23 protein-coding genes are annotated in these 25,064 nt (G+C 47.9%); 6 read left to right on the forward strand and 17 right to left on the reverse strand.

Annotated features, from left to right (window positions below):
- Nucleotides 1-3: 3 nt before the first annotated feature.
- The gene (gene kduD / locus ACKTT9_RS24950) at nucleotides 4-756 is read left to right on the forward strand and encodes a 2-dehydro-3-deoxy-D-gluconate 5-dehydrogenase KduD (RefSeq protein ID WP_407868009.1); all 753 of its coding nucleotides are present in this window, start codon (nucleotides 4-6) and stop codon (nucleotides 754-756) included.
- Nucleotides 757-1,587 carry a sugar phosphate isomerase/epimerase family protein gene (locus tag ACKTT9_RS24955; RefSeq protein WP_407868010.1) on the forward strand — a complete coding sequence of 277 codons (831 nt, stop codon included), beginning with the start codon at nucleotides 757-759 and terminating at the stop codon, nucleotides 1,585-1,587.
- A 53-nt stretch (nucleotides 1,588-1,640) separates the two neighbouring features.
- Here the strand turns inward: ACKTT9_RS24955 and ACKTT9_RS24960 are convergent, their stop codons facing one another.
- The 6 genes from ACKTT9_RS24960 to ACKTT9_RS24985 all read right to left on the reverse strand — a co-directional run bounded on the left by ACKTT9_RS24960 (nucleotide 1,641) and on the right by ACKTT9_RS24985 (nucleotide 7,577).
- Entirely contained in the window at nucleotides 1,641-1,859 is a 219-nt protein-coding gene (locus tag ACKTT9_RS24960; RefSeq protein ID WP_315952367.1) for a hypothetical protein, read from the reverse strand.
- Nucleotides 1,860-1,951: 92 nt separating this feature from the next.
- The gene (locus ACKTT9_RS24965; protein ID WP_407868011.1) at nucleotides 1,952-2,959 is read right to left on the reverse strand and encodes an LLM class flavin-dependent oxidoreductase; all 1,008 of its coding nucleotides are present in this window, start codon (nucleotides 2,957-2,959) and stop codon (nucleotides 1,952-1,954) included.
- 365 nt (nucleotides 2,960-3,324) lie between these two features.
- Complete coding sequence (locus ACKTT9_RS24970) at nucleotides 3,325-4,140, reverse strand: carbohydrate ABC transporter permease (RefSeq protein WP_407868012.1); 816 nt, start codon at nucleotides 4,138-4,140, stop codon at nucleotides 3,325-3,327.
- Nucleotides 4,141-4,160: 20 nt separating this feature from the next.
- A complete protein-coding gene (locus tag ACKTT9_RS24975) occupies nucleotides 4,161-5,036 on the reverse strand; it encodes a carbohydrate ABC transporter permease (RefSeq protein ID WP_407868013.1) in 876 nt (291 codons plus the stop codon).
- A gap of 1 nt (nucleotide 5,037) precedes the next feature.
- On the reverse strand, nucleotides 5,038-6,339 hold the full coding sequence (locus ACKTT9_RS24980) for an ABC transporter substrate-binding protein (RefSeq protein ID WP_407868014.1): 1,302 nt from the start codon (nucleotides 6,337-6,339) through the stop codon (nucleotides 5,038-5,040).
- 44 nt (nucleotides 6,340-6,383) lie between these two features.
- Entirely contained in the window at nucleotides 6,384-7,577 is a 1,194-nt protein-coding gene (locus tag ACKTT9_RS24985; RefSeq protein ID WP_407868015.1) for an LLM class flavin-dependent oxidoreductase, read from the reverse strand.
- A 248-nt stretch (nucleotides 7,578-7,825) separates the two neighbouring features.
- On the opposite strand from ACKTT9_RS24985, the gene ACKTT9_RS24990 reads away from it, so the two are divergent.
- Complete coding sequence (locus tag ACKTT9_RS24990; RefSeq protein WP_407868016.1) at nucleotides 7,826-8,698, forward strand: AraC family transcriptional regulator; 873 nt, start codon at nucleotides 7,826-7,828, stop codon at nucleotides 8,696-8,698.
- Between the two features lie 112 nt (nucleotides 8,699-8,810).
- On the forward strand, nucleotides 8,811-9,005 hold the full coding sequence (locus ACKTT9_RS24995) for a hypothetical protein (RefSeq protein ID WP_407868017.1): 195 nt from the start codon (nucleotides 8,811-8,813) through the stop codon (nucleotides 9,003-9,005).
- 363 nt (nucleotides 9,006-9,368) lie between these two features.
- Here the strand turns inward: ACKTT9_RS24995 and ACKTT9_RS25000 are convergent, their stop codons facing one another.
- The 8 genes from ACKTT9_RS25000 to fucU form a co-directional block, all read right to left on the reverse strand.
- Complete coding sequence (locus ACKTT9_RS25000; protein WP_407868018.1) at nucleotides 9,369-11,153, reverse strand: sensor histidine kinase; 1,785 nt, start codon at nucleotides 11,151-11,153, stop codon at nucleotides 9,369-9,371.
- 145 nt (nucleotides 11,154-11,298) lie between these two features.
- Nucleotides 11,299-12,180: a carbohydrate ABC transporter permease gene (locus ACKTT9_RS25005; RefSeq protein ID WP_407868019.1), complete on the reverse strand. Its 882-nt coding sequence runs from the start codon at nucleotides 12,178-12,180 to the stop codon at nucleotides 11,299-11,301.
- The gene (locus ACKTT9_RS25010) at nucleotides 12,177-13,088 is read right to left on the reverse strand and encodes a carbohydrate ABC transporter permease (RefSeq protein WP_407868020.1); all 912 of its coding nucleotides are present in this window, start codon (nucleotides 13,086-13,088) and stop codon (nucleotides 12,177-12,179) included. Before ACKTT9_RS25010 ends, ACKTT9_RS25005 begins: the two co-directional genes overlap by 4 nt.
- A gap of 66 nt (nucleotides 13,089-13,154) precedes the next feature.
- Entirely contained in the window at nucleotides 13,155-14,579 is a 1,425-nt protein-coding gene (locus ACKTT9_RS25015) for an ABC transporter substrate-binding protein (protein WP_127450025.1), read from the reverse strand.
- Between the two features lie 112 nt (nucleotides 14,580-14,691).
- Entirely contained in the window at nucleotides 14,692-16,014 is a 1,323-nt protein-coding gene (locus ACKTT9_RS25020; protein WP_407868021.1) for a response regulator, read from the reverse strand.
- Nucleotides 16,015-16,954: 940 nt separating this feature from the next.
- The gene (locus ACKTT9_RS25025) at nucleotides 16,955-17,158 is read right to left on the reverse strand and encodes a hypothetical protein (protein WP_407868022.1); all 204 of its coding nucleotides are present in this window, start codon (nucleotides 17,156-17,158) and stop codon (nucleotides 16,955-16,957) included.
- Nucleotides 17,159-17,416: 258 nt separating this feature from the next.
- On the reverse strand, nucleotides 17,417-19,207 hold the full coding sequence (locus ACKTT9_RS25030; protein WP_407868023.1) for an L-fucose isomerase: 1,791 nt from the start codon (nucleotides 19,205-19,207) through the stop codon (nucleotides 17,417-17,419).
- An 83-nt stretch (nucleotides 19,208-19,290) separates the two neighbouring features.
- Nucleotides 19,291-19,716: an L-fucose mutarotase gene (fucU, locus tag ACKTT9_RS25035; protein ID WP_127450032.1), complete on the reverse strand. Its 426-nt coding sequence runs from the start codon at nucleotides 19,714-19,716 to the stop codon at nucleotides 19,291-19,293.
- Between the two features lie 121 nt (nucleotides 19,717-19,837).
- Here fucU and ACKTT9_RS25040 point away from each other — a divergent pair, with 121 nt between their 5' ends.
- Complete coding sequence (locus ACKTT9_RS25040) at nucleotides 19,838-20,845, forward strand: LacI family DNA-binding transcriptional regulator (protein WP_407868024.1); 1,008 nt, start codon at nucleotides 19,838-19,840, stop codon at nucleotides 20,843-20,845.
- A gap of 134 nt (nucleotides 20,846-20,979) precedes the next feature.
- Nucleotides 20,980-21,291 carry a hypothetical protein gene (locus ACKTT9_RS25045; RefSeq protein ID WP_407868025.1) on the forward strand — a complete coding sequence of 104 codons (312 nt, stop codon included), beginning with the start codon at nucleotides 20,980-20,982 and terminating at the stop codon, nucleotides 21,289-21,291.
- A gap of 313 nt (nucleotides 21,292-21,604) precedes the next feature.
- On the opposite strand, the gene ACKTT9_RS25050 is transcribed toward ACKTT9_RS25045, so the two are convergent.
- The 3 genes from ACKTT9_RS25050 to ACKTT9_RS25060 all read right to left on the reverse strand — a co-directional run bounded on the left by ACKTT9_RS25050 (nucleotide 21,605) and on the right by ACKTT9_RS25060 (nucleotide 25,035).
- On the reverse strand, nucleotides 21,605-22,114 hold the full coding sequence (locus tag ACKTT9_RS25050) for a hypothetical protein (RefSeq protein ID WP_127450038.1): 510 nt from the start codon (nucleotides 22,112-22,114) through the stop codon (nucleotides 21,605-21,607).
- A gap of 87 nt (nucleotides 22,115-22,201) precedes the next feature.
- Nucleotides 22,202-23,044, reverse strand: a complete 843-nt coding sequence (locus ACKTT9_RS25055; protein WP_407868026.1) for an SDR family oxidoreductase — start codon at nucleotides 23,042-23,044, stop codon at nucleotides 22,202-22,204.
- 188 nt (nucleotides 23,045-23,232) lie between these two features.
- Entirely contained in the window at nucleotides 23,233-25,035 is a 1,803-nt protein-coding gene (locus ACKTT9_RS25060; protein WP_407868027.1) for a DNRLRE domain-containing protein, read from the reverse strand.
- Nucleotides 25,036-25,064 lie beyond the last annotated feature (29 nt).

Here is a 25,064-nt window from a genome sequence, read left to right on the forward strand (position 1 = left end):
TTCATGACACTTTTTAACTTAGCAGGAAAAACAGCTTTCGTAACCGGAGCTTCCGGCGGTCTGGGTCAAGCAATGGCCATCGGGCTTGCTGAAGCAGGCGCCAACGTTATTGCTGTCTCTTCTTCCGAAAGCGTGCAAACCGTTGAAGCGATTCGCGTATTAGGCGGTAAAGCGGAGCTGATCGCAGCTGATTTAAGCAACGAAGACATCCTGGAGGATGTCGTCAACCGAGCTGTCGGCATTTATGGCGGCATCGATATTCTTGTGAACAACGCGGGAATCATTCGTCGTACACCGGCTGTTGACCATTCCCGTGAAGACTGGCACGATGTCATCGACCTTAACTTGAACTCCGCATTCTTCCTGTGCCAGCTGATCGGCCGTCACATGATCGAGCGCGGCAGCGGTAAAATCGTCAACATTGCTTCTATGCTGACTTATCAAGGCGGCATTAACGTGCCTGGCTACACAGCTAGTAAACATGCGATTGCAGGTGTTACGAAAGCATTAGCGAACGAATGGGCCGGCAAAGGCATTCAAGTCAATGCCATCGCACCTGGCTATATGACAACAAACAATACCGCGCCAATCCTGAAAGATGAGAAGCGCACACAATCGATTACAGAGCGTATTCCTGCTGGCCGTTGGGGCTCCCCTGAAGATCTCAAAGGACCTGTTGTGTTCTTGTCCTCCAATGCTTCGGATTATATGAACGGACACGTATTATGCGTGGACGGCGGATGGATGGCGAGATAGATGGGCATCGGGACGCTAGCTCACACTGTCGGTCATCTTCCACTGAATCAATTAACAGAGAAACTGCGCGGCCGAGGCGTTGACTTCGTGCAGTTGGCTCTAAGCAAAGCCATCAGCGATATCGACACAAGTTTGGGAAAGCTCAGCCCTGGACTCGCCAATCATATTGGCGAACAGTTCCAGCGCGCTGGTATCCGTATCGGCGTACTCGGCTGCTACATCAATCCGATTCATCCAGATCCACAGCAGCGTCGCCATGAGATCAACAGATTTAAGGAGCATCTGCGTTATGCCAGAGATCTCGGAACGTCCATCGTGGCAACGGAAACGGCGGATTTGACGACTTATCTCACGCAGGATCCCGAGCGTTATGAAGCCATCGGTTGGGAACTTTTTAAACAAACCGTTGAGGAATTAGCGGAAGAAGCGGAGCGTTGGGGTGTTCATATTGGTCTTGAGCCCGTATTCACACACACATTATCCAGTACGGAGAAAATGGTGCGTATTCTGGAAGAAGTCCCATCGAGCAATTTAGGAGTGGTCTTTGATCCCGTAAATTTGCTTCCTCCAACGGCCATTCATGCACAAGAGGCATTCCTGGATGAGGCATTTGCAGCTTTCGGTGATCGCATTGTTCTGGCACATCTGAAGGATGTTATCGTACAAGACGGCAATCTGAAGTCTGTCCGTTCGGGCGAAGGCATTTTCCAAACCAAATCATTTCTGGAAAAGCTTCATCGTGCAAAGCCGGGCGTTGACATCTCATTAGAGCAGCTTACCGATGAAACGATGAACGATGCCTTCCATTATGTTAGAAGTCTTATGTCTTAAAACAAACTAAAAAAACCTATTCCGATCTTCAGAAGATCGAATAGGTTTTTTATTTATGTTTTAGGTTGCTCCCGTACGACGCGAACAGGCCGTTCGACCCAATTGTCGCGTTTCATTGGCCGCACTTGATTAATCGGATTATTGTAGTCAATCTCCGGATTTTTACCTTCTGCTCTCGCAGCCTCGGCCAACTTCTCTTTATAACCCGTTCCAGGTGCCGGTCCGCCGCCCCCATTGCGCTTACCTTTATTCCAAACTCTGTTCTTGCTCATCTCACCACTCCATTTTTTGTTTAAGTGTAAGGGCAAGAGCAGAAAAACGCAAATTTTTATTAGCGGATTACGCCCAGAGGTACTTAACAAGATCAGCCCTGCATGCCAAATACTTCAGCTAAAAGCCTGTAGGAATGGATTCTCGCTGCCACATCATGAATGGGTGAAACCACCATTAATTCATCTGCTTGATATGCTTCATTAAGTTTGATCATTTGGGCTTTCACTTGCTCTGGTGTACCCACGATCCGCTTATGTTGGCGGTCTTGGATCAGGGCCAGATCCCCCGGTGTATAAGGATAATTTGTTGCTGTCTCAGCCGAAGGAAACGATGGTAGCAGTGCGCCACGGCCTAGGGAGAGGAAAAATAAATCCGAGCTCGAAGCCAGACGTTTGGCCTCTTCTTCCGTATCCGCGCAAATCACCATAATCGCTGCAAGCGAGTGTGCTCGCTCATTCAGAATCGACGGTTTAAAGTTCTCACGATAAATCCGCAAAGCCTGCTCGCAATCTGCATTGCCAAAAAATTGCGCAAAACCAAAAGCAGCCCCTTGATCAGCTGCTATTCGGGCACTGTCATAGGAAGAACCTAACAGCCAAATTTCCGGGGCTGTCTCAATGATTGGCGAGGCATGCAGAGCCGCAAAACGGTGGCTCTGCGGCAGCGAGTCATATAAATAGCCCGTTAGATCAGCAACTTGCTGCGGGTATTGATCTACGCTAGTATATTTCCCCTCTTGCAGAGCGCGCGTGGATATCGGCATTCCGCCTGGTGCGCGGCCAAGACCAACATCAATCCGCCCCGGATGAAGGGCCTCCAGCAACCGGAAGTTCTCCGCCACCTTATAAGCACTGTAATGAGGCAGCATGATGCCGCCAGATCCTAACCGGATGCGATTCGTTTTGGCAGCCAAATGTGCAATAAGCACCTCCGGACTTGAGTGCGCAAGCGCTTGTGACGCATGGTGCTCCGAAACCCAATACCGCGAATACCCTAATTTATCCGCTTCTTGCGCCAACTCCGTCGTTTCGGCCAGCGCACTTGCCGCGGTGCGGCCTTCCCCTATTTGTGATTGGTCCAAAATACCCAATTTAAACATCGTCGATCACCTCACTTCTAACTGTAACATAAGAAAGCACAGAATAGCAAAAAACAGTCAAGCATCATGCTTTGACTGGCTCCAAACTGATATGAAAAATCTGTGCCTTTGAGTTCTCATTGGATGAAATCCAAGATGAACACCCTTTTCAGGGCGAAATATTGCCTTCTCGTGGACGAATTCCAATGGCCTCGGGAAAAAACGTGCTATTTGGCTTAAATATCGGACTGCCATTGGATTTACTCCAACGAAAATGACTCAAGCACCTCATATCTTCTCTTCTCGTTGGATTTCCTCCAATGACAGCCCGCATCTCTTTCAACTGCACAGCCTGGGCTAGGCGAAAACTAACGGTTGCCATCTACTTACCCCTTCAATGACCCCGCCATCACGCCAGCTACAAAATAACGCTGCAGGAACAAAAACAACACAACCATCGGCGCCGCCGTAATCACTACACCCGTTAACAACATCGGGTAATCCGTCACGTATTCCCCTCGAAACTGCAGCATAGCAAGTGGAAGCGTGAGCTTCGACTTACTGTTGATGAGCAGCATCGGAATGAGCAGGTCATTCCATACCATGACGAACAAAAAGGTTGCCGTAGCGGCCAGTGAAGGCGCCGACAAAGGCAGGGCAATGCGCGAGTACAATGTCCACTCGCCGGCCCCATCGATGCTGCCGGCTTCCAGAATTTCTTTGCTCAATACCTGCATGAAACCTTTCAGCATGAAGACTGTCAAAGGCATCAGCATGGCAACAGATACAAGTATTAAGCCGTATAAGCTGTCCGACCAGCCAAGTTTGTGCGTGAGCGAATAGATGGGCAGCATGTTCACCTGAGACGGGACGATGAGTCCTGCAAGGAACAAAGCAAACAATATCGTTGCGAGTCTGCCACCCAATCGAAAAATCGCATAGGCGATCAAGCTGCCCAGCAGCAGCTCAATCAATACCGTGCCTAACGTCACTTCTACACTATTCCAAAAATACTTGATAATCGTCTGGCCTTTGAACATGGACGTAAAGTTAGACACTGTGAACGGCTTCGGCCAACCCAGCGGTGAAGCAAAAAAATGCTGCGTCGACTTAATCGACGAAATAAATACAAAATATAAAGGCGCTGCAATAATGACTGCATACAGCAGCAGCACAACGCGACCAAACCATTTCATTCCCATATTGGTCAACCTCTTTTGGATTAATACGAAACACGATCTGCACGCAGCGCTTTGAACTGCAGGACCGTCAAAATAGACAACAAAATAAGGAACAAAACAGAACCTGCTGAAGCCATGCCAAACGAGTAGTTAGCAAAAGCCGTGTGATAAATGTAAGTGGTCAAAATTTCGGTCGCATAGTTGGGGCCGCCGTCCGTCATGGTAAAGATTAGATCGAAAGCTTTAAACGACTGAATCGTCGTATAAGCAACAACAATCGTCGCTGACGGAGCCAACAACGGCCAGGTTACTTTGCGGAACACTTGCCACCTGGTGCCCCCATCTATTTTCGCCGCCTCATATAACTCTTCCGGAATCGCGTGTAAGCCAGCAATAAATACAATCATCATTTGCCCGGCATGCGCCCAGACTTGAACGCCGGCTATGGCGTAGAGCGCGATTTTGACGCCGCCAATCCAATTTTGGCCCCATGCCCCAAGCCCTGTTTGGTTGAGCAAGGTATTAATCAATCCCAAGGAAGGATCGTACATAAACGACCAAATCAACCCCACCGCCACTGACGAGAGGATGGTCGGGAAAAAGTAAAGCGCGCGCAGGAGCACGTGTATCTTACTATTTTTCACGAGCAGCATGGCTAGTGCCAAGGACACCAGCGTTTGCACGATCACAACCGTCAGCATGAATTTCGTATTGTTCCAGAGCGCTTTCTGGAAGACGATGTTATGCAGCGTTTTGGCATAATTGTTCAACCCGACAAGCTGATAGGACGGCGATACGCCGTCCCAATCTGTAAACGAGTAAAACAATCCGGTTAATGTCGGCCCTACGAATAAAAACAAGTACAGCAGCGTTCCCGGCAGAAGGAACAGCCATAACACACGGCGATTATGGGTCATCTTATTTGACTAGATGCTGATCGATAATAGCCTGCGCTTCTTTCGCAGCATCCTGAGGCGATTTACCGCTGAGCACAGCCTGGATCGAATTCGTTACCGCCTTCTGATTATCAGCATTCGTGATGCTGAAGCGCGGCTGGAAGAGTGTTTTCTTTCCTGCCCACTCTGTCGCTACCTGAAGCTCAGGCGATGTGTACTGAACGTCTTTGACTGTTACATTTTGCCCCGTTTCATTCGCATACGTACCCGCAATCTCCTTACGGCTCAAAAATTCAATGAATTTCTTGGCTTCAGCCGGATGCTTGGATTTGCTATTCACGGCTAGCATAAACGTACTTGTGTGGACACCTTCATATTTTGCCTGGTCAGCAGCAACCGTGATCGGAGCGAGCAATTTTTGCTCCAAGTTCGGATTTTGCTTTTTGTTTTGCGCTAATTGATAGGATCCGCTGGCCAGAATGGCTGCTTTTTCTTGGATAAAAAGAGCCCCTGCTGCCGCATCCTTTGTGCCCAACGCATCAGGCTGGAGATAACCTTTGTCGTTAAGCTCCTTGAATTGCGTTAAGGTTTTGACCCAGAACTCGTCGGTTAATTTCGCTTGACCCGCTTCAACTTTGGTGAAAATGTCGGCGCTTGGTTCATTGTTCATCACCATCGTATTCATAAATTGCCCCGGGCCAATATCCGCACCTGCAAAAGCAATGGGAATAATGCCGTTCTTTTTCAACGTTTCGCATAAAGCCAGAAAGCCTTCCCAGTCCTTCGGAGGAGTCAGATTAAACTTTTGGAACAGTTTGACATTATAAATCGGATCGTTGTAAACCAGCTGGTAAGGGACTGCCACTTGTTTACCGTCTTTTTTGCCTACTTGAATAAGGGTATCATTAAAATTGCTAAGGAATTTTTCAGAAGACAAATCCGTGAAAATACCAGCTTTGGATAACGCTTCGAACTGCGCGCCAGGGAACGTTGTGAACACGTCACCTACAGAACCGTCTGCCAGCTTGGCTTGTGCAGTGGATTGATACTGCTCCGAGGGCATCGTTTGCATCTCGACCTTAATGTTTGGATTCTCGGCTTGGAATTTGGCAATAATGCCGTTCAAGGAGTTCACGTCTTCTCCGCGCCAATGCAGGAAGCTAATCGTTACAGGTTTGCCTGAAGCAGCAGCGGTCGCGCCTGCTCCGGTAGATGCGCCTGGTGTAGAAGCGGTGTCTGTATTCGATCCGCATGCTGCCGTAAGGATGGACAGCAATGTGATCGTTGCAACGAGGAACCCGCTCTTTCTTTTATGTTTTTTCATGGAAAGACCTCCTGATTAATTGTTTCGTTACGATGCTGCTTGCTTTATGCGTTAGATGGCACTCCGGCCTCTTGCAGTTTCAATTGCCATTTCTCACGGAATAACGGAAGTGCAGCTTGACCAAATGTTTCTGCCTCCTCCAGATGAGGGTACCCGGAAAGGATGAACGACGAGACGCCTAATTCGGCGTATTCAACCAATCGATCCGCAACCTGATCGGCTGTGCCGACAAGGAGGATTGCACCACCGGAGCGGACAAGGGATAAACCCGTCCACAAATTGGGTCCTACGACGAATTGCTGGTCCTTCGAAAGCTCCCTCAAATCGTTCTGACGCTGCTGATTGGTCGCATCTGTTTTGGCAAACGACGCTTGCGCTTTCGCAATCGCTTCTGGCGACACCTTGGAGATGCTCTCCCAAGCTGCTGCCCAAGCCTCTTCTTCCGTTTCACGAACGAGCACTTGCGCTCTCAGTCCGTAACGAAGAGGACGGTCCACTCCTGTTTCTGCCGTATACTCGGCCCGAACCGTTTCGATCTCACTGATCTGTTCACGAATCCAATCATGAGGTTCGCCCCACATCAGATACGTGTCGGCCACTTCAACCGCCAATCGCTTGGCAGCAGGCGAGCTTCCTCCTAGGTAAAAAGGCGGATGCGGCTTTTGAACCGTTAACGGAGAAGAAACGGGACGATTGAATTGATAATACTTCCCTTGGTAAAGCTGGCTTTCTTTCATCTTTTCATTCTTCGATGCATCCGCAAACTCGGAAGCCGCGAGGACATCGGTTTGCGTCCAAGCTTGCTGCATAACCTCTACATACTCTCTAGCACGCTCGTATCTTTCATCATGGGCATGTGCTAATGGATCCCCTAATTCTTCCAAATCCTGCACGGACGAGCCGGTTACAACATTGATCATGGCCCGCCCTCCGGAAAGCACATCCAATGCCGCTCCCATCCGCGCTGCCAGTACAGGAGCGACGAGTCCGGGACGTACGGCAACTAACGGCCGCAAAGTCGTCGTTTGGCTCATCACCGCAGAGCCTACAACCCAAGCGTCCAAGCAAGCTCCTCCGGTTGGAATTAGCACAAATTCAAATCCGGATCGTTCTGCCGTTTGGGCGACATCAATTAAATAATCTAACGTAGCTTCCCGCTCCGGGGCTACCCCAACATACTTACCATCACCGGATGTCGGTAAAAACCAACCAAACTCAATCTCTTTATGAAGTGTCATCTCAGGCTCTCCTGTCGACTTGATGTTATTTTTATTTTTGTTATTTCCAGTTGTCTGGTCAAAATCCTACAAAATAGGTAGGAATAGAATGTATTTGTATCATAACAACGAACCACGGGCGTGGTCAATGTCATTTCGTGTTATTTTCAACTTGTCAATTTGTGGTTTTTAGTCTTATGATGGAGTTGTCATTCTGCTTACTTCATGAAAGTTCATTGGGCTGGGCATGTGAAAAAGAGGTGTAGTCAATGAGGAAAAACATGCGTGAAGATCATCATGAGTATTTGGAGATTTACTATTTTACCCCTTCCGAATTTGAAAAAGCAGGCAATGTGTGGCCCATTCGCATCGGCCATAATATCGCAAAATCCAATTATCATATCGGTCCCAGGACGACGCCCTATTATTATTTGATTTTCGTGCTGGACGGCCAAGGGACATTTTATCAAAACAATCAGACTTTCCTACTAGGCAAAGGAGATATGTTTTGTTTATTTCCACAGGTGACGCATGAGTATGTGACCGTCGCGAGCAATCCGCTGCGTAAAATTTTCGTGGCTTTTGACGGGAAGCAGTCGCTTCATTTGTTGGAACGAATCGGGCTGAGCCCTCACTCGCCTCATCTCTCGGGCGCTGCAACCGAGCAAGCTCTCAGCCTGATGTGGGACTTCATAAGCGCAGTCAGCGAAGGAGAACGCCAAGCAACAGATCTGACGAGGCTGAATCATCTGTATCGTGTTTTTGATTCATTATCAGGTATGCACAGGCCCGCGGCCAATCACGAAAATCGCTCCGTTACCTGGCTGCAAATGGGCCTCTCCTATATGCAAATCCATTACGCCGAAGGAATCACGGTACAGCGGGTATCGGATCATGTTGGCGTAGAAAGAACACATTTTACCAAACAATTCGGCAAAACGTACGGGGTCACCCCGATGGAGTACCTCCAAACCTTGAAAATGAATGAAGCCAAACTGCTACTGGAGCAAACGGCATACACACTTTCCGAAATTGCAAATTCCGTTGGCTATCCTGATTTATTTAGCTTTTCTAAAGCGTTTAAGAAGCAAATCGGGATGCCCCCAACCCTCTATAGGCAGCAAAATAGAAGCAATTCATGATATTTACATGAAATAAGCCAAGAATTGACAATATCTATCAATTTACACCTCTACCAAAAATCTGCGATTGATGATAGTTTAAGATATACATCAAAGCGAGGGAGAGATCAGAATGAGAACCATTTATGAGAATTACCGAGGCTTTAAGATTAGTAAAGAAGAAAGCACCTATAATGCTATCTCTTCAGACCATGTTATTTTTAGCCGCTGGCAGTTGAGTCAGGTCCTGGACACGGTCGATCAATATGTGGATATTACTGATCCCAATACATCAACGAATAGCGAGTTTGGTTTACCGCAAAACTAAACTTAAACATAGCCTCACGCGAAAGAACCTAGTGGTATTTTATACCGCTGGGTTCTTTTTGTGTGATAAATTTCAGATCATCTAGCGTTAATTTCCGCTTAGGTTTCACTCGAAGGGAACTGGTGTCCGCTATTCTCGAGGAATTCAACCTATTTCCTCCCGAGCGGAACTACAGGGCTTTATTTCGCCTCCTTGGCACGTTTTCCAGGTGGAAATGGTCAAATAGCGGACGCTAGTCCCCGTCGCAATCGCTAGGCCTTCTTTTTCCAGGAAATAGAGGCCTGTAGTTCCCTGACGCGGGAGGGTTGGACGACTGCATTTGTAACGAGCCAGGACTACTCCTCACGCAGTAGTTCCCAAGCCTCAGGCCGGAGGCTGCTTCCATTCATTCTCATCAAGAACAGCCGGAATCTCAATCAAGGCACGTACGCCTTGATCCTCTCTGTGGCTGTAGCGCAAGCCGTAACTGCTCCCAAAATGCAGCTGAATCCGCTTCTGAACATTAATAATACCGAACCCACGATTATTTTCTTTGCCTTTTAAAATCGCATTCAGCATCTCGATATCCACCTGCCGGTAACCGTTATCTTCCACGCTGATCATGACGAGACCACCCCGCACGCGCACCGTGATCCACAGCTCCCCGTCTTGACTCATATGCTTGATACCGTGCAGGATGGCATTCTCAATAATTGGCTGCAGGATGACCTTTGGTACGAGATACTTTTTGGCCTCCTCCTCAATGTCCCAATGCACCTGAAAAGCGTACTCATAACGGAACAATTGCAAGCGGACGTATGCCTCTGCATGATTCATTTCCTCCATAACCGGAATCAGCAGCTTTCCTTTACTTAACCCAATTCGCATAATAAGCGATAAGTCCTTGATCATTTCAGCGGATTCCGTGGCGCCTTCCATAAACGTATGCCAGTACACAGACTCCAGCGTGTTGTACAGGAGATGCGGATTAATTTGCGTATGAAGAATCGATAATTCGATTTCCTTATGTTTTAACTCCAGCTCATATTGATCATAAATCGTCTGATTCAAACGGTCGGTCATCCGGATAAAATGATTGCTGAGCAGCACGATCTCATTTTTACTCTCCGAATGCATGGAGATGGCCAGCGGCCTGCCTGGATGATAGGAATTGGTGATACGCGCCAGCCTCGAAATCGGCTTCAAAATCGATTGAATAAAGTAGATGCTGGCCAAAAATAAAATCAAGAAGTAAATAAACATAATCCAATCCACGAGGCGCTGCACACTAATATGATCAATAATGATCGATTGAACCGGCACCCTCATGAGTAGTTTCGTGTTCGTAGCCTCACTAGTATGCAGCACATGCATGTACTCCACGCCGGCTTCCTTCAGCTTATAGACACCCTCCACTTTATCCGCAGCCGCAGGCACTGTAGAGCCGATCTCGAATTTCTCAGTGTTGGAGGCAAGCACCGTATTTTCTTGGTCCAGCAACATGACTTGCCCATCCGCATATTTATCAAAGGGCGAAAAATCCTGCTGCAAAGGCGTTTCAATGCCCGACACAAGCAAGTAACCGATGACCGTCTCTCCGTTATAAATGCTGTTGAGCTGCCGTAAATAAGCAACCGTTTTCACGTTATTCGGATTATAGCCGAACTTATCAATGACACGAAGAACCCCTTTCCCCTTTGCTTGACTCACCGATTTATACCAAGAGAGCGCATTCAAATCCGTCGCATAAAAGATCCCATTGTTTAAAATATCCGAATTCGGCACGAAGGAATATTGCTTATCGGTGTCTGAAAAGAACATGGAATAACGAATCGCATTCGTTGAATAATTGCTCAAATATTTATCAAGCGTCTTGAAGATTTCAAATCGCTCATATTCCGATGAGGAAGGGATACTGGCAAGCTGTTGAATCTCCTGAGAGATCATGATTTTTTCCGTCTTTTCCTCGAAATCGCTGCTTTCCCGATCCAACGTTAAGTGGCTGCCCCGCACTAATTGCAGCAAGGCGTTGCCCACCTGCTCCTCTGTAATGGACTCCAGCTTTTTGGCGACAACCAAATCCAAAACCAATATCGGGATGACAACGAATAAGATGAGCAGGACGATCAGCTTTTTCATCAGATTCATATTACGCAGCATTTTTCGCATACTGATTTCCCCTTCCTTTCCAGCCGTTTCATCAGGTCATACTCCCGATATCCCTTGCTTTCACCTAGTTTCGCGATCTCAGAGACATTCTCCTTTAAGCAAAAGAAAACGCCACCAGAAATAGTTTCTGATGGACGTTATTCGCTTATCCTTTTACACCGGAAACTGAAATGCCACGAATAATAAATTTTTGAAAAACGAGGAAAAACACCACAGGCGGCAGCATCGCCATCGTCAGCACCGCAAAGCGCACACTCCACGGAATCACCGATGTCGAGTAAACGACATACAGATAAATCCCGGTAGCCAGGGGATACATCCCTCTCTCCGACATCACGAGACTAGGCCAGTAGAAATCGTTCCAAGTCGCCGAAAAGATTAACATCAACAGGGTACCGATAATCGGTGTTGAAAGCGGAACAGCAATCCGGATGAAGGAGCTGAATTCGGTTGCGCCATCTATCCTCGCCGCTTCCAGAATCTCTTTGTGAATGCCGTCAAAAAAGTTTTTGAGCAGCAGCATGAAATACGCATTTGCCGCAGCCGGCAGCCAGAACGCCCAGTAGGTATTCAGCATACCGAGGCTTTTCAAATTGAGCAAGTTAGGCACAACGTACGTGGCCGGCGGGATGAGGAGCGTGGAAAAGAAAAACAGCGTCACCCATCGTTTAAACGGAACTTTTAAGTGCGACAGCGCATATGCCGCTAATCCGATCAACAGCAGGGAAACGATCACATTGCCGACATAGATGAACACGGTATTTTTGAGAAATGTCAACAAGGGCAGATCGAATCCGGTAAAAGCATCCTTATAGTTGGTCCAAACCCAGCTCTTTGGGAAGAAAGTCGGAGGGAAAGCGAAAAATTCCTCCCGCGTTTTTAATGAGCCAAAAAATGTATTGAAAAACGGGTATAGCATCGTTACACCCATCAAAAGCATCAACACCACCATAATGGTGTAGCCCGTGCGTACCGTGCCTTTTTTCATATCAAATCTGGAAATAATGCCGCGTTCTTCTTGCTTCATGCCTTCTCACCTCTACGCTGCAGCAGATTGTATAACACAGACAACAGGATTAAGACAAAAAACATTAAGCTGCCCATCGCGCTTGCTTTGCCAAAATCAAGATCCCGGAATGCCGTATGATTGAGCCACAGCAGATACGTTAACGTCGCATTGTTCGGTCCGCCATCGGTCATGGATAACTGCGCTTGGAAGCCCTGTGACGTTGTAATCACCTGCAGAAGCAGCAGGAGCAGCATCAGTGTTCGGATACTGGGCAAGGTGATGTAGAGGATTCGCTGCCACACGCTCGCCCCGTCAATCTCCGCAGCTTCGTAGATGTCCCTTGGAATTCCTACGATAGCGGCGATATAGATGAGTGTAGCCGCCCCGAAGCTTTGCCACGTTTCCAGCAGAACGATGGAACCCATAGCGAGCTTAGGGCTGAAGAATTGCAGCTGTGGAAGCCCCAATGTTTGCAAAAAAGAGTTGATCGGACCTACTGCATCATAAAACCACTGCCACATGCCGTATAGAACGATAGCGGGAATCGCACTGGGCAAATATCCGATAATGCGCGCTCCTCCCTGAAACCACTTCAATTCCGTGACTGCGATCGCAACAAGCGGTGGGACCCAGAAGCCGATCACGATACCCAGCCCCATATAATACAAGGTATTTTTGACAGATATCAGCAGAAGCTCATCCTGAAAAATACGAAGATAATTTGCAAGGCCAATAAAATGATTGCCATCCACAAAATCAATATTGTAAAAGCTGTAGAAAATCCCTTTTATAATCGGCACCCACAAGAAAATTATAAACAGCACAATCTCCGGGATGATGAATAACGTTCCCCACAAATACCAATTGATCTTCTTCTTAGCGGTGCTTGCCGCTGCGACAGGCTGTACACTTAGTTCTGCATCCATCTCCAACACTCCTTATGAAATCGGACCTAAACCGCAAAGGCAGCTTAGATCCGATTGTTCCGGTCGCTATTCGACTTTCACTTTATCAAAGACTTCCGTTTGCACTTTATTCGACGCATCTGTTAGAGCCTTTTTCAAATCTACATCTTTGGTTGTGAACACTTTTTGGATCACATTGGCCATCTCTGTGTAATACTTTTGCGCTTCGTATTGGGCTTCCGGCTTGCCGTCCCAGAGGCTGAGCAGCTGCGGATCGTATTTGAAGACGTTGTCATATTTAGCTAATAAGTCCGTGTATTTCTTGCCGAAATCGGAGGAATCTTTCCAGTAGTTGATCGGCTGCGGAATGTAGACACGGTTTTTCGTTTTACGGTCCTCGATCTCTTTTTTCGTGGAGTTCAAGAAATCGTCCGTGAAGTACTCATCCGTAATCCATTTGAAAGCCACCGTCTGCTGATCTTTGTCGCTTTTCGGATTGATCACTCGGTAGTTGCCGCCGAGAACGCCCGTATGTTTGCCGCCTTTGGTAAGCGCCGGCATCGGATATACCACCATATCCTCTTTGGAGATACCGCCTTCATTAATCGCAGCATCTGCTGCATTTCCGCTTCCGCACATAACCATAGCGCCGCGTCCTTGAGAGAATGCGCTTAATGCATCCCCGTAACCGAGTGCCCAGTTTTGCGGAATCAAGTTTTCATCTTTCAGCTTTTTATAAAATTCAAGCGCTTTCAAACCAGCGTCGGAATTGAAGATTCCTACGACTTTGCCGCCATCGAGCTTTTGCACATCTCCGCCCGCTGCATAGAGGAAATTCGTCCAGTTCCAGCCCGCTTCCGGACCTTTGCCCATTGGAATAAAACCAGCAATACCTTTGGCCGGATCGTTGATTTTTCTCGCAGCTGCAAGAAGGTCATCCCACGTCCAATCCATTGGCGGAAGTTCGACGCCTTTCTCTTTGAACAATTTCTTGTTCAAGGTAATCGTCATGACGTAGCCGTCGATCGGCACTCCATACGTTTTGCCATTCACAACGAACGGTTTAGAGAGAAGATCATTCATGTCTTTCGAATGCTCCCAGGCGTTCATGGAATCGGTAATGTCCGCTACCCATTTCTTATCTACGAGCACCTTGCCTTCCGTTGCATACGTTGTGTATTCGGTCGGAGCGCTGTTCGAAGCCATTTTGATCCCAATTTCAAGCGGATTGTACTGCCAGTCGTCTTTCTTAAACTCAACGTTCGGATTTTTCGCTTTAAAACGGGCGATCCGCTGATCCAGTTGATCGTTTTTCTCTTTTTGGTCCGGCTTGAAGCCTTGGGCGGTGATGGTCACCTTTTTGGCAGCAGGCGTTGCCGTGGAAGCGTTGGTTGCTCCCGTTGCGGCAGGACTCGCGCTTGGCGCGCTCGTTGTTGTGGATGATGTGCCGCATCCTGCCAAAAAGACCGTCAGGGCAATCGCCGTAATTGCGGATGTCTTCTTACCTCTCATATTTGGTTCCCCTTTCAAAATCATGTTAGTTACGTTTGCTGCTACAATTCCGATTATAAGGGGTACCCCGGCAGCCTTGCGATGTGCCTTGTTACGCTAATCATGTCGCATATTACGGTCCCGCCATTTTGATCTCCGAAATATTCACCCCGAAATGCTTTTTAAATATTTTGCTAAAATGCTCCGGCGATTCGTACCCGATTTCCTCCGAAATCTCATATCGGCGTTTATCTGTTGTGAGAATCAGCTGCTTCCCTTTTTCCATACGCAGTTGGGTCACATAATCCCAAATCCCCTGGCCCATCACTCTTTTAAACAAATAACTCAAGTAATTGGGGCTCAAATGCACACTGTCTGCGATGTCCTGCAGCTTCAGCCCTTTATCGCAAAAATGATGCTCAATATACGTTTTCGTCTCAAAAACAATGCGATTATTCGCCTCGTCCACTTGCGTGTTCGTTAAATTCTGCTCATTCGTCGTTTTCCCGATATCCTCTATGTAAAACATATAATGGTCCTTCTGGGTCTCTCCCCACGTCAAGCTCTCCATCGCTTCTTTGTAGATGACCGGCCACTTGATGATGCCTTCCTGAATACGGCTGATGCCGATTTGGCATTTGACATTCACATATTTTTGCAAATTCGCATGAATCATTTGAGCGACCATCAGCATCTGATTAATACTGAGCGTTCCTTGTTTCTCTTCCTCAGGAATTTGCATCAACAAAGAAAACGTGGAATAATGCGTGTTAAAAACAAGATGGCTCCACTGGCTGGCGGTCTCTTCAATAATATTCAAAGCGGCGTACTTCAGAAGACTACGGTCCTTCAGCGTCGCAATCTCCTCATCTCTAATGCCGCCCCGGTTCAAAAATAACTTGATCACCAGCATGCTGTAATGGGTGCCAGACGCACGACTCCCGAGCTTCTCCCTAATATCGGGCACTTCAGATTCATGGACGGTTCCCGTGACAATCTCGCTCAAATAATAGTTCATTTCCAGCGTCGTAATGTCCGCCAGCGTTCGATTGCCTTCCCAATTGGAAAAATGCTGCTGCCGTTCTTCCTTCTCCTTAAGCAGCTTCGCTGTTACTGCAATCAGGTGCGGCGGCGTAATCGGCTTCACCAAATATTCCTTGGCTCCGAAACGAATCGCCTTCTGGGCGTATTCAAACTCGCCATGAGCGGATAAAATGACAATCGGGATCGATGGATCCTCCATGAATATATTTTCAATTAATTCAATACCGTTCATCTTTTCCATCTGAATGTCGGTAAACACGAGATCAATTTTCTCCAAATGGATGAAATCGAGCGCCTCAAACCCGTTATATGCAATAAAAACCTCGCCAATATCCAGCTTGGACTGCTTCAAAATGGTTGCAACACCTTTACAGATCATAGGCTCATCATCGACAACTAAAATATTTACCATAGTTCACCTCGGTATTCTTTTCATGCATCCTCTTCATTTTATTGTACAACAATTGGCTTTCCTATGGTTTTTATTACGTTTATTGTGTCGGATGTAACTATGTGCAACTTGCCATAAACCCTCGGGAGTCTGAGTACTCGAAACCAAAGTGCGGGAATCTGAGTACGGAAACCTAGTACGGGAATATAATTGCCATAAACCCTTACGTTTGAGCACGGGGAGGGAATTGGATATGGGGTTCCAACCGTTTCTTGAAATCGTGTTTCTTTTGAATTTAATTTTATGGTTTGAACACGATTTCAAATACGGGCGCTACGCTTTTCCACCCCATATCCATTCCCTTTTTGTTCTACTTGGTGTTGACTGCTGCTTCTACGTCTTCATACTTATACACCTTATACACCACTTTAGTCTCCATTAGATGAGCTCCAATGAATTGTGCATGCAGCCGTCGCGCTAGTATAACCATTACATTGCTTCGCTTCACTTCACATCGAAACACCAATGCAGCACTAGCACTAGCAATCCACAACGAAACACCATTTCTCATTTATCGCTCATCACCATCACTGATCCTACCACTACGTAGCATTAGCACAAGCAATCTACAACTAAATACCATTCAACACTTATCACCAATTCTCACTCCTCCACGATGAATCACCAGCAGAAGCAATCTACAATTAAACACTATTTATCGCTCATCACCATTTCTCATTCCTTCACGACGCATCACTAGAACGCTGATTTCATCAGCGCTCACACACTTAACCCCGCCGAAAGTCGCGCATAGCTCGCTCTTAAACTAACATAAACAATTGAGGGGGCGATTGCTGCCCCTCTAATATCTCTGTCGGCTGTGCCCAGCCGCAGATGGGAACTACAGGGCGCTATTTCTGCGAAATGCGCCTTTTTTATAAGGAAGGGGAACTGTGGGGCGTTATTTCAAGGTTTTCGGCGGATATTCCGCCCAAAACCTTGAAATAGTGCCCTGTAGTTCCCCATCAACAGCTCTATCGCCGCTTTTCTGCGAAATAGCGGCTTGTAGTTCCTCTAAGGTGGCTTCGAAGCCAACCTTAGCTCTTTTCTTGAGGCTGCACACCTCAAGATGTATTACTTGAGCGCTGATTTCATCAGCGCTCACACACTTAACCCCGCCGAAAGTCGCGCATAGCTCGCTCTTAAACTAGCATAAACAAATGAGAGGCCCAATTGCCACTCTCAAACATCCCCATTGGCTAAGCCCAGCTGCAGACGCCCAGTCTCTCCCCAAACACCAATAAACCCGCCCCCATCAAATACCGATGAGAACGGGTTTTCTGCTACTGGCCCCGAAATCGACGACCAGCATTTTCTAAGGGTGTGTACTAAGTGCACTAACGAGGCGGAACCTCATTACCTCCTACTTGTACAAAGGACCAAAAGTGCTGCAAGCCCTGAAATCCGCACCTTCCGGATCGGACGTTCCGAAATTGCTCCAAACACGCGGGCGGAAAACTTGCTCTTTGGCCACGTTATGCATGGAAACCGGAATTCTCAACATTGCCGCTAGCGTGATCAAATCTGCGCCGATGTGGCCGTAACTGATGGAACCGTGGTTCGAACCCCAGTTATCCATAACCGAGTACACATCCGTGAATGACCCTTCACCTGTCAAAATCGGAGCAAACCAAGTTGTCGGCCACGTTGAATCCGTACGATCATCTAATGTCTTATGAACATCTTCAGGCAGATCCACGGAATAACCTTCGGCCAATTGCAGGACAGGTCCCAAGCCTTTCACAAGGTTGATTCGGGACATCGTTACTGGCATTCCGCCTTTGGTAAGGAAGTCTGACGAGTACCCGCCTCCGCGGAAATATTCGAGGGAAGCCGGGCGCCAAGATGTCGCTTTCAGACATTTGCCCACTTCTTCATCGGTAATTTCCCAATAAGGTTTCATGGCAGGCTGACCGTCACGCGTTTGCTCACCTGTACCGTCGAGTGCTGCTGGACCCGAGTTGATTAAGTGAAGAATGCCGTCTTTGGCCGCACCGCTTAATGTGTGCCCTGTCACCCGTCTAACGGAGTCAGGACTCCAGTATGTTCTTACATCTGCAAAAATTTGTGCCGTGTTCGTCAAAAGATTACCGAAAAGCATCGCAACCCCATTAAGGCTGTCGTTTTCCGTAGCAACCAAATAAGGCGCACGTTTGCCGTTCCAGTCAAAGGATGTGTTCAAGATCGCTTCCATGAAGTCGCCGTTCGGGAAGTGATCCGTCCAGTGGCGTTGGCCCTGGAAGCCGGAAAGGATCGCGTTGTGACCAAGCGCTTCTTCTCCAAATTCAAGATCAGCCAGGCGCGGATTGCCTATCATTAAGTCCCTGACGATCATGGACATTTTCACAACGGTCTCCCAGTCTTGATCTTTTCTTTCACGTGTTGTTTGGATGGCGGCTGGATTATTATCCGGCCCTTCTGCACAATTCTCTTTGACCCAGTTTAGCGCCAATTGGTACTCTTCCGGATCAAAAATTTCCTCCTCTATGCGGCGGACCAGCTCCGACATATCGACATACTCGTTGCGCATACCCAGGTAGTTCTGAAATAACTCCTCATTCACGATCGAACCCGCAATCCCCATGGAAACAGAGCCAATCGCCAAGTAGGATTTGCCTTTCATGTAAGCGGCTGCAAGACCGGCCTTAGAAAAACGGAGCAATTTCTCCTGAACGTCTTGAGGAATGTCCGCTGAACCGGCATCCTGCACATCTTTCCCGTAAATACCGAAGGCAGGAATCCCTTTTTGTGCGTGACCGGACAAAACTGCCGCCAAATAAACAGCGCCGGGACGCTCTGTACCGTTAAAGCCCCAGATCGCTTTCGGTGTGGACGGATCCATATCCATTGTTTCTGTTCCGTAGCACCAACAAGGAGTAACCGTAATGGACACGCCTACGCCGGATTTCGAGAATTTGTTGGCTGCGGCTGCCGCTTCCGCTACCCCGCCAATGCAAGTGTCCGCAATGACACACTCAACAGGTTCGCCATTTGGATATTTCAAAGTTTCGCTTAATAGTGCAGCTACGGCTTTGGCCATGTTCATCGTTATTTCTTCCAGAGATTCGCGAATCCCTTTTCTTCTGCCGTCAATCGCTGGTCTGATCCCGATCTTCGGGAAATCCTGGTTCCATCTGTGATTGCTGTTTGCCATGTTTTTAACCTCCTCAGTAATGGGTTATTGAGATTTACAAGGTTCTATCGCACGTCAACTTTTAGAGTTATCGATAATTCAAATTACGAGCTAATGACACCTTTTTTCAAAATAACATTGGCGTATAAAGCTTTCTCGCTTGTTGCTACAATGGCATAAGCCTTCTTGGCTCTTTCATAAAAAGCAAAGCGCTCAACATATTCAATCTCCGGTTTCATGTGCTTTTGAATGATTTCTTCGTATACGCCCCAGATCGGCGTTTCCACTTGATCACCGGGGACAACGGCCATTAAAGCTACCGGTTGTTCACTGTATGTATCCAGAGGGAACAACGATAAAACCGCTTCCAACAATTCCGGAACGCCATGGCCGTCGCAGCGAAGCAGACGATTCGCATGGCTTGCTGCCGGAAAGTTTCCATCCGCAAAAATAATCTCATCGCCATGGCCCATCTCCATCAACACCTTCAATAACTCAGGTGACAAAATGGGCGGTATTCCTTTTAGCATATTCAAGCCCTCCTCTAAAAATGTGTGTTATCGATAACTCAAAATTATCAACTTTAAACCTTGCTGTCAATCTTTAATTTCTATACAATAGACAAATACATGAATGAAAAGGTGACGCTATTTGATTACAATTTATGATATCGCTGAAAAAGCCGGTGTTTCCGCCATGACCGTTTCCCGAGTTATCAATAACACGGGCCGCATCAGCGAAGCCACGCGTAAGCGTGTGAAGAAGGTTATGGAAGAACTTCATTATATTCCAAACTCGATGGCCCGCAGCCTCGTCCTTCAAAAGACGAAAATTCTGTCACTGCTCATAACAGATATTACGAACCCGTTTTATACAACACTCGCCCGCGGGGCTGAGGATGCCGCACTTCGGGCCGGTTACCGGCTGTTGTTCGCAAATAGCGATGAGGACTACGCCAAGGAGAAAGGTTATGTCGATATGATGTTGTCTACCCGTGTGGACGGCGTCCTGTTCGCCCCTACCGGGGATCACTCGCTCGAGAATTTGCTGCAGCTGCAAAAACATAACATTCCTTTCGTCGTACTCGACCGTGAAATTCCGGGCATTGAAGCGGATCTCGTGCTTGGGGACAGTAAAGAGGGCGCAAGAAAGCTCGTAGAGCACTTGATTGAGCTCGGGCATCGCCGGATCGCCATGATTAACGGCTCCCCTGATGTATCTACCGCTCGTCTACGGTATACAGGCTATCGCGAAGCACATCTACTCAGTGGGCTTGCTGTCGAGGATTCGCTCGTGATTCACCGGAACTTTCGGGATTTTCAGGATGAATCGGCACTTGATGCGCTGATCCATCACGAGAATCCGCCTACCGCCATTTTTGCAGCCAACAACATGCTGGCCATTGGCGTCATTCAAGCCCTGCGAAAGCGCGGCCTGCAGGTTCCCAGCGATCTCTCGGTCGTTTGCTTCGATGGTTTCGGTCCTACCGATGCCTTAAACCCTTTTCTGACCGTAGCTTCACAACCGGCCTATCAATTCGGCGCGTTGGGCATGCAGCTGCTCATTGAGCGCATTGAAGGTGAAGCAACGCTGGAGCATCGGAAGATGATCCTGCCTTCGGAGCTGCTCATTCGTTCATCTACGCAAGCTTTGGCGTGAGGCATATGTAACGCCGAGATACATCGTTACATACGCGCAGGGTTCACTGCCGCACTCCGCGACAATGTAAAATATCACCGCGTACTCTTACGCCTCACACCCAGCAAAATCAACAGGTTATCAAAGGAGATCCCATGAACCCAACCGTTAAAGAAGCCCTGCAAACAACTATCGACAACTGGAACGCCATGTCTGCCTCGCGTAACGATGAGCAGGAAGCGGTCGCGGACCAATTCCAGTCCTCTTTTTACCTATTCATCGATGTTTTCCGTGAATGGGTTCAAGCATTAGAGCCGCGGCCGCAATCCATCGACGATCTGATGAATTTGGAGATGGTGCAGGACATCCTGGACATCCTCCCCGCGCCGCTCCACCTCAACTTTGAGACGGAAGCCGAATTGATCATGGATAATGTCCTCCGAATTGACGATGATAAATATGATTAAGACCGGCATACGCTTGAATACGGCGACAACGTTACTTACATTTAACGGAACTACAAGACGCTATTCTCTGGCAAACAGGCGATTTGGCAGCGGAAACGGAACTACAGGGTTCTATTCCAGCGAATTCGCCCCATTTTATCCAAAAACCTTAAAATAGTGACCCACAGTTCCCTTATAATGTCGCAAACGGCTAATTACATCAAAATAGCGCCCCGGTGTTCCTTTATCTCTCTTATCTCTCTCATCTGCACGGCAAACAAAAAAAGCCGTCTCCAAAGGTCCATCAGACCCACGAAGACAGCTTCATTCATGCCTATACCGTTTTATCCACAAAAGCAACTTGATTCTGCTCAGCAAATTTCTTCAATCTGCCCGCCATGGCCGCAACATCAAAACGATTCAACGTTCTGTTGTATACCCAGCGCGGGGACTTGCCTTTCAGATGAATAACCACCTGTCCTGGCGCATACACGATCTCGTTAATGTTATCCGCGCCCAGTACCAGCTCTCTGGCAAACCCACGCTTCGACAAGCTCGTCTTGCTCACCTTCAGATAAGGTCTGCGAATGAAATAAACGAACAAACCTACTACCATGTATGCGCAAGTTGTGTACCAATACATGGTGTCCCCACTCGTTTTAGTCAAAGTCAACAATAGAAAGACGGAAATCAGAACGAAAAACAAAGCTAACATAATGCTTCTGCCCTTAAATACTTCAGCTCGATCAGGATCTGTAGAAATAGGGGCAATCCCTCTTTTGGACCTATCCTTATTGATTTTCTTAGCATTTTTACTGACCATTCGTTCCCACTTGCGAGACATTCATTTCACTCCTTGATCTTCTGCGTTCTGGACTCCCTGTCACTGTTGCTATCACTGTCACTACCTCTACCGCTACCACCGACATTGTTATTTCAACAATCGATGTAAGAGGCCTTCATACCATTTCCATGGCAAAAAACTCCTAGCCCAAAGCCCCATCTGCACACCGCGGCCAAGCGGATAACGAAGTTTCGCTCCCGGCTTGTCCACTAGCCGCGCGATTGCGTCTGCAACTTCCTGCGGATCGGGTGCGGTCATGGCCGCTTTCCGCGAATACGCCAGCACCTTGCCGAGCTGCTGCCAGTACGGCGATGTTTCCGTCGTATGAATAGCCTCGAAACCTTTTCGCCAAATCTCCGTGCGGTAGGCTCCCGGTTCAACCAAATGTACACGAATGCCAAACGGCAGCATTTCCAAACGAAGGGATTCGCTAAAGCCCTCGATTGCGAACTTGGATGTGCTATACGGTGCGTACCCGGGAAAGGCCGACATTCCGCTCACACTGCTCACATTGACGATACAGCCTGATTGGTTAGCGCGCATGATCGGTAAAACGGCCTTGGTCGTCGCTATGACGCCAAACACATTTGTTTCCAGTTGGGACCGCCAGGCTTCCATCGGTACATCTTCTACATAGCCGCCAACAGCGAAGCCGGCATTGTTAATCAGCACATCGATTCGTCCATACTTCTTCATGATAGCAGAAACAGCCTCTTCAATCGATGTCTGAATCGTTACATCTAAGCGCAAGGTGTCGATAGATGAGCATACTCCTGCTTTTTCAGCTTGCAGCAGCAAAGAATCACTCCTGCTCAAGTCCCTCATCGTCGCGATCACATGGTACCCTTTTTGAGCCAGCGTAATTGACGTTAACAAGCCGAAACCGCTGGATGCACCTGTCACCAGTGCGATTCCATGTGTAATCCCCATCGCCGCCACCGCCCCTCATCTAGCAATCACTACCCTACATAATCCCACACAAACCTCGCAATGTCGATATACAAAAGTGATTCAGCAAAAGCAATTATTCTCTTGCATGCCCATAACGCAGGCATTTTAATCCCTCTTCCCCTCAAACAAAAAGAAGCCCCACAACTGGGACTTCTCCTACTTCACCATCATTTATTCACATTGGAGTTATACAAGTTACCTCCGCCCGTCCGGGTGTCATTCTGAGCCGTCGTCCCCGTAGCAGCGCTTGTCGCATAAACTACATAGCCTGTTGAGCTATCTAAATTTACCGTGTTATTGTTAAAAGCATTATTCGTACCTGTCGCATACTCCGTGCCATGGGTACGAACTTGGAACGCATCCAACACGTTGGCATTACCGTTTCTGTACCCTTGATTATAGCGTACGATTGTATTTACACCTTTGATATCGATAAAACTATCTGCACTGTTCGCTCCGCTTATACCAGTCCCGTTGAACGTACAGTACTCAATAATCGTACCGGTAGCTCCTTCTTTTACATCAATATGCTCAGCGGTAATCCCGCCGTCAAAATTCGTGTGCGAGATCACATTCCCTGTCACAACATGCTCATAATCGGAACTGGAATCCGAACCTACATAGGCTCCTTCACCATAACCCGCTTGGTATTTGCCGGTATCATAGATCAAAGAATACTCCAGCGTGTTGTTCGAGCTGCCGTCACGGAAATGCACACCTTCGTCTCCCACATAATGAACTTCAACATTGTTAAGCAGATTGCGGTTTCCATTGTCAATGATGATTCCTTTTTGGGCATTGGTGATCTCAATATCCCGAATTTGCCAGTAATCACCTGTCAGGTGAATGCCATAGGAACCATCGTTCACATTCACGCCTTTGAGGATTGCAGGGTTTGCAGCATCACAGCTTTTCAAGATAATCGGATTGGCAGATGTCCCGCTTTTACCTGAGTAGAATAACCCTTGACCACCTGGATCGCCACTTGTCGATCGGTTGCCGACGTAAGTGCCCGGAGCAATAGAGATGACACTGCCTGCTGACGCATTCAGCATGGCATCCTGGATGGCAGCTGTTGTGTTCAGCGCATTTGTGCACCCCGTCGGCGGTGACCCTGCACTCGTTGTCGCGTTGATCGTGCTGCTCTGCGCGGAGGCATTGCCTGCGGCGTCTTTCGCTTTGACATAATAGCTGTATGTCGTCGAAGCCGATAAACCGGTATCGCTAGTCGAGGTGCCGCTTACGTTTTTCAGGAATGTGCCGTTGCGGTACACATCATAGCCCGTAACCCCTACATTGTCGGTGGATGCATTCCAGCTTAAATTGATTTGCGAGCTGGAGGCCGCTGATCCTGTCAAACCTGAAGGCGCAGTTGGCGCCTGCGTATCTCCGCCCCCGCCGGCACTGCCGCTAACGACAACAAGCTGAGGTTTATTCGCCGCGTTTTCACTGCTGTTGAGGGTTGTGTACTTACCAACACTTTCCTGGAGCGCAAAAGAAACAACGCCATCCCCTGCAGCTTGCGCAGTCACATAGGAGGTCACATCAATTTCGTTATACGTATTTGTCGTATTGATTGAAACACTACCAGCCGAACTGCCAATTGCAGGTTTGTTGTTCCAGGTCAGCGCCGTCTGCGTCCAACTGTCAGCCGTTTGATAAGCAGATAAAACCGTTGCTGCCGACGCGCTTCCGTACACGCGCAATTTGGCGCTTGTTACACCGCTCAGACCGCTTAGATCAAATTTGAGATACGAGTAGCGAGATGCGCTTGCATCATTTTTGACATACAAGGAAGTCGCTGTCCCATAATTGGAATCTCCGTTACTTTGATGAACGTAAGCGTCATCAGACGGAGCGAGCGTCGACGTTGCAGCACTTGCGAACGATGGCAGCGCCATCAGCATCCAAGATGAGAGCAGAACCGCAGCCCAAGTCTTCCCTGCATGTTTGCGAACGATTGTAACCATTACACCATTCCTCCTAAATGTTCAAATCT

This window comes from Paenibacillus sp. P36 (genome assembly GCF_045866505.1).
Taxonomy (GTDB): domain Bacteria; phylum Bacillota; class Bacilli; order Paenibacillales; family NBRC-103111; genus Paenibacillus_E; species Paenibacillus_E chondroitinus.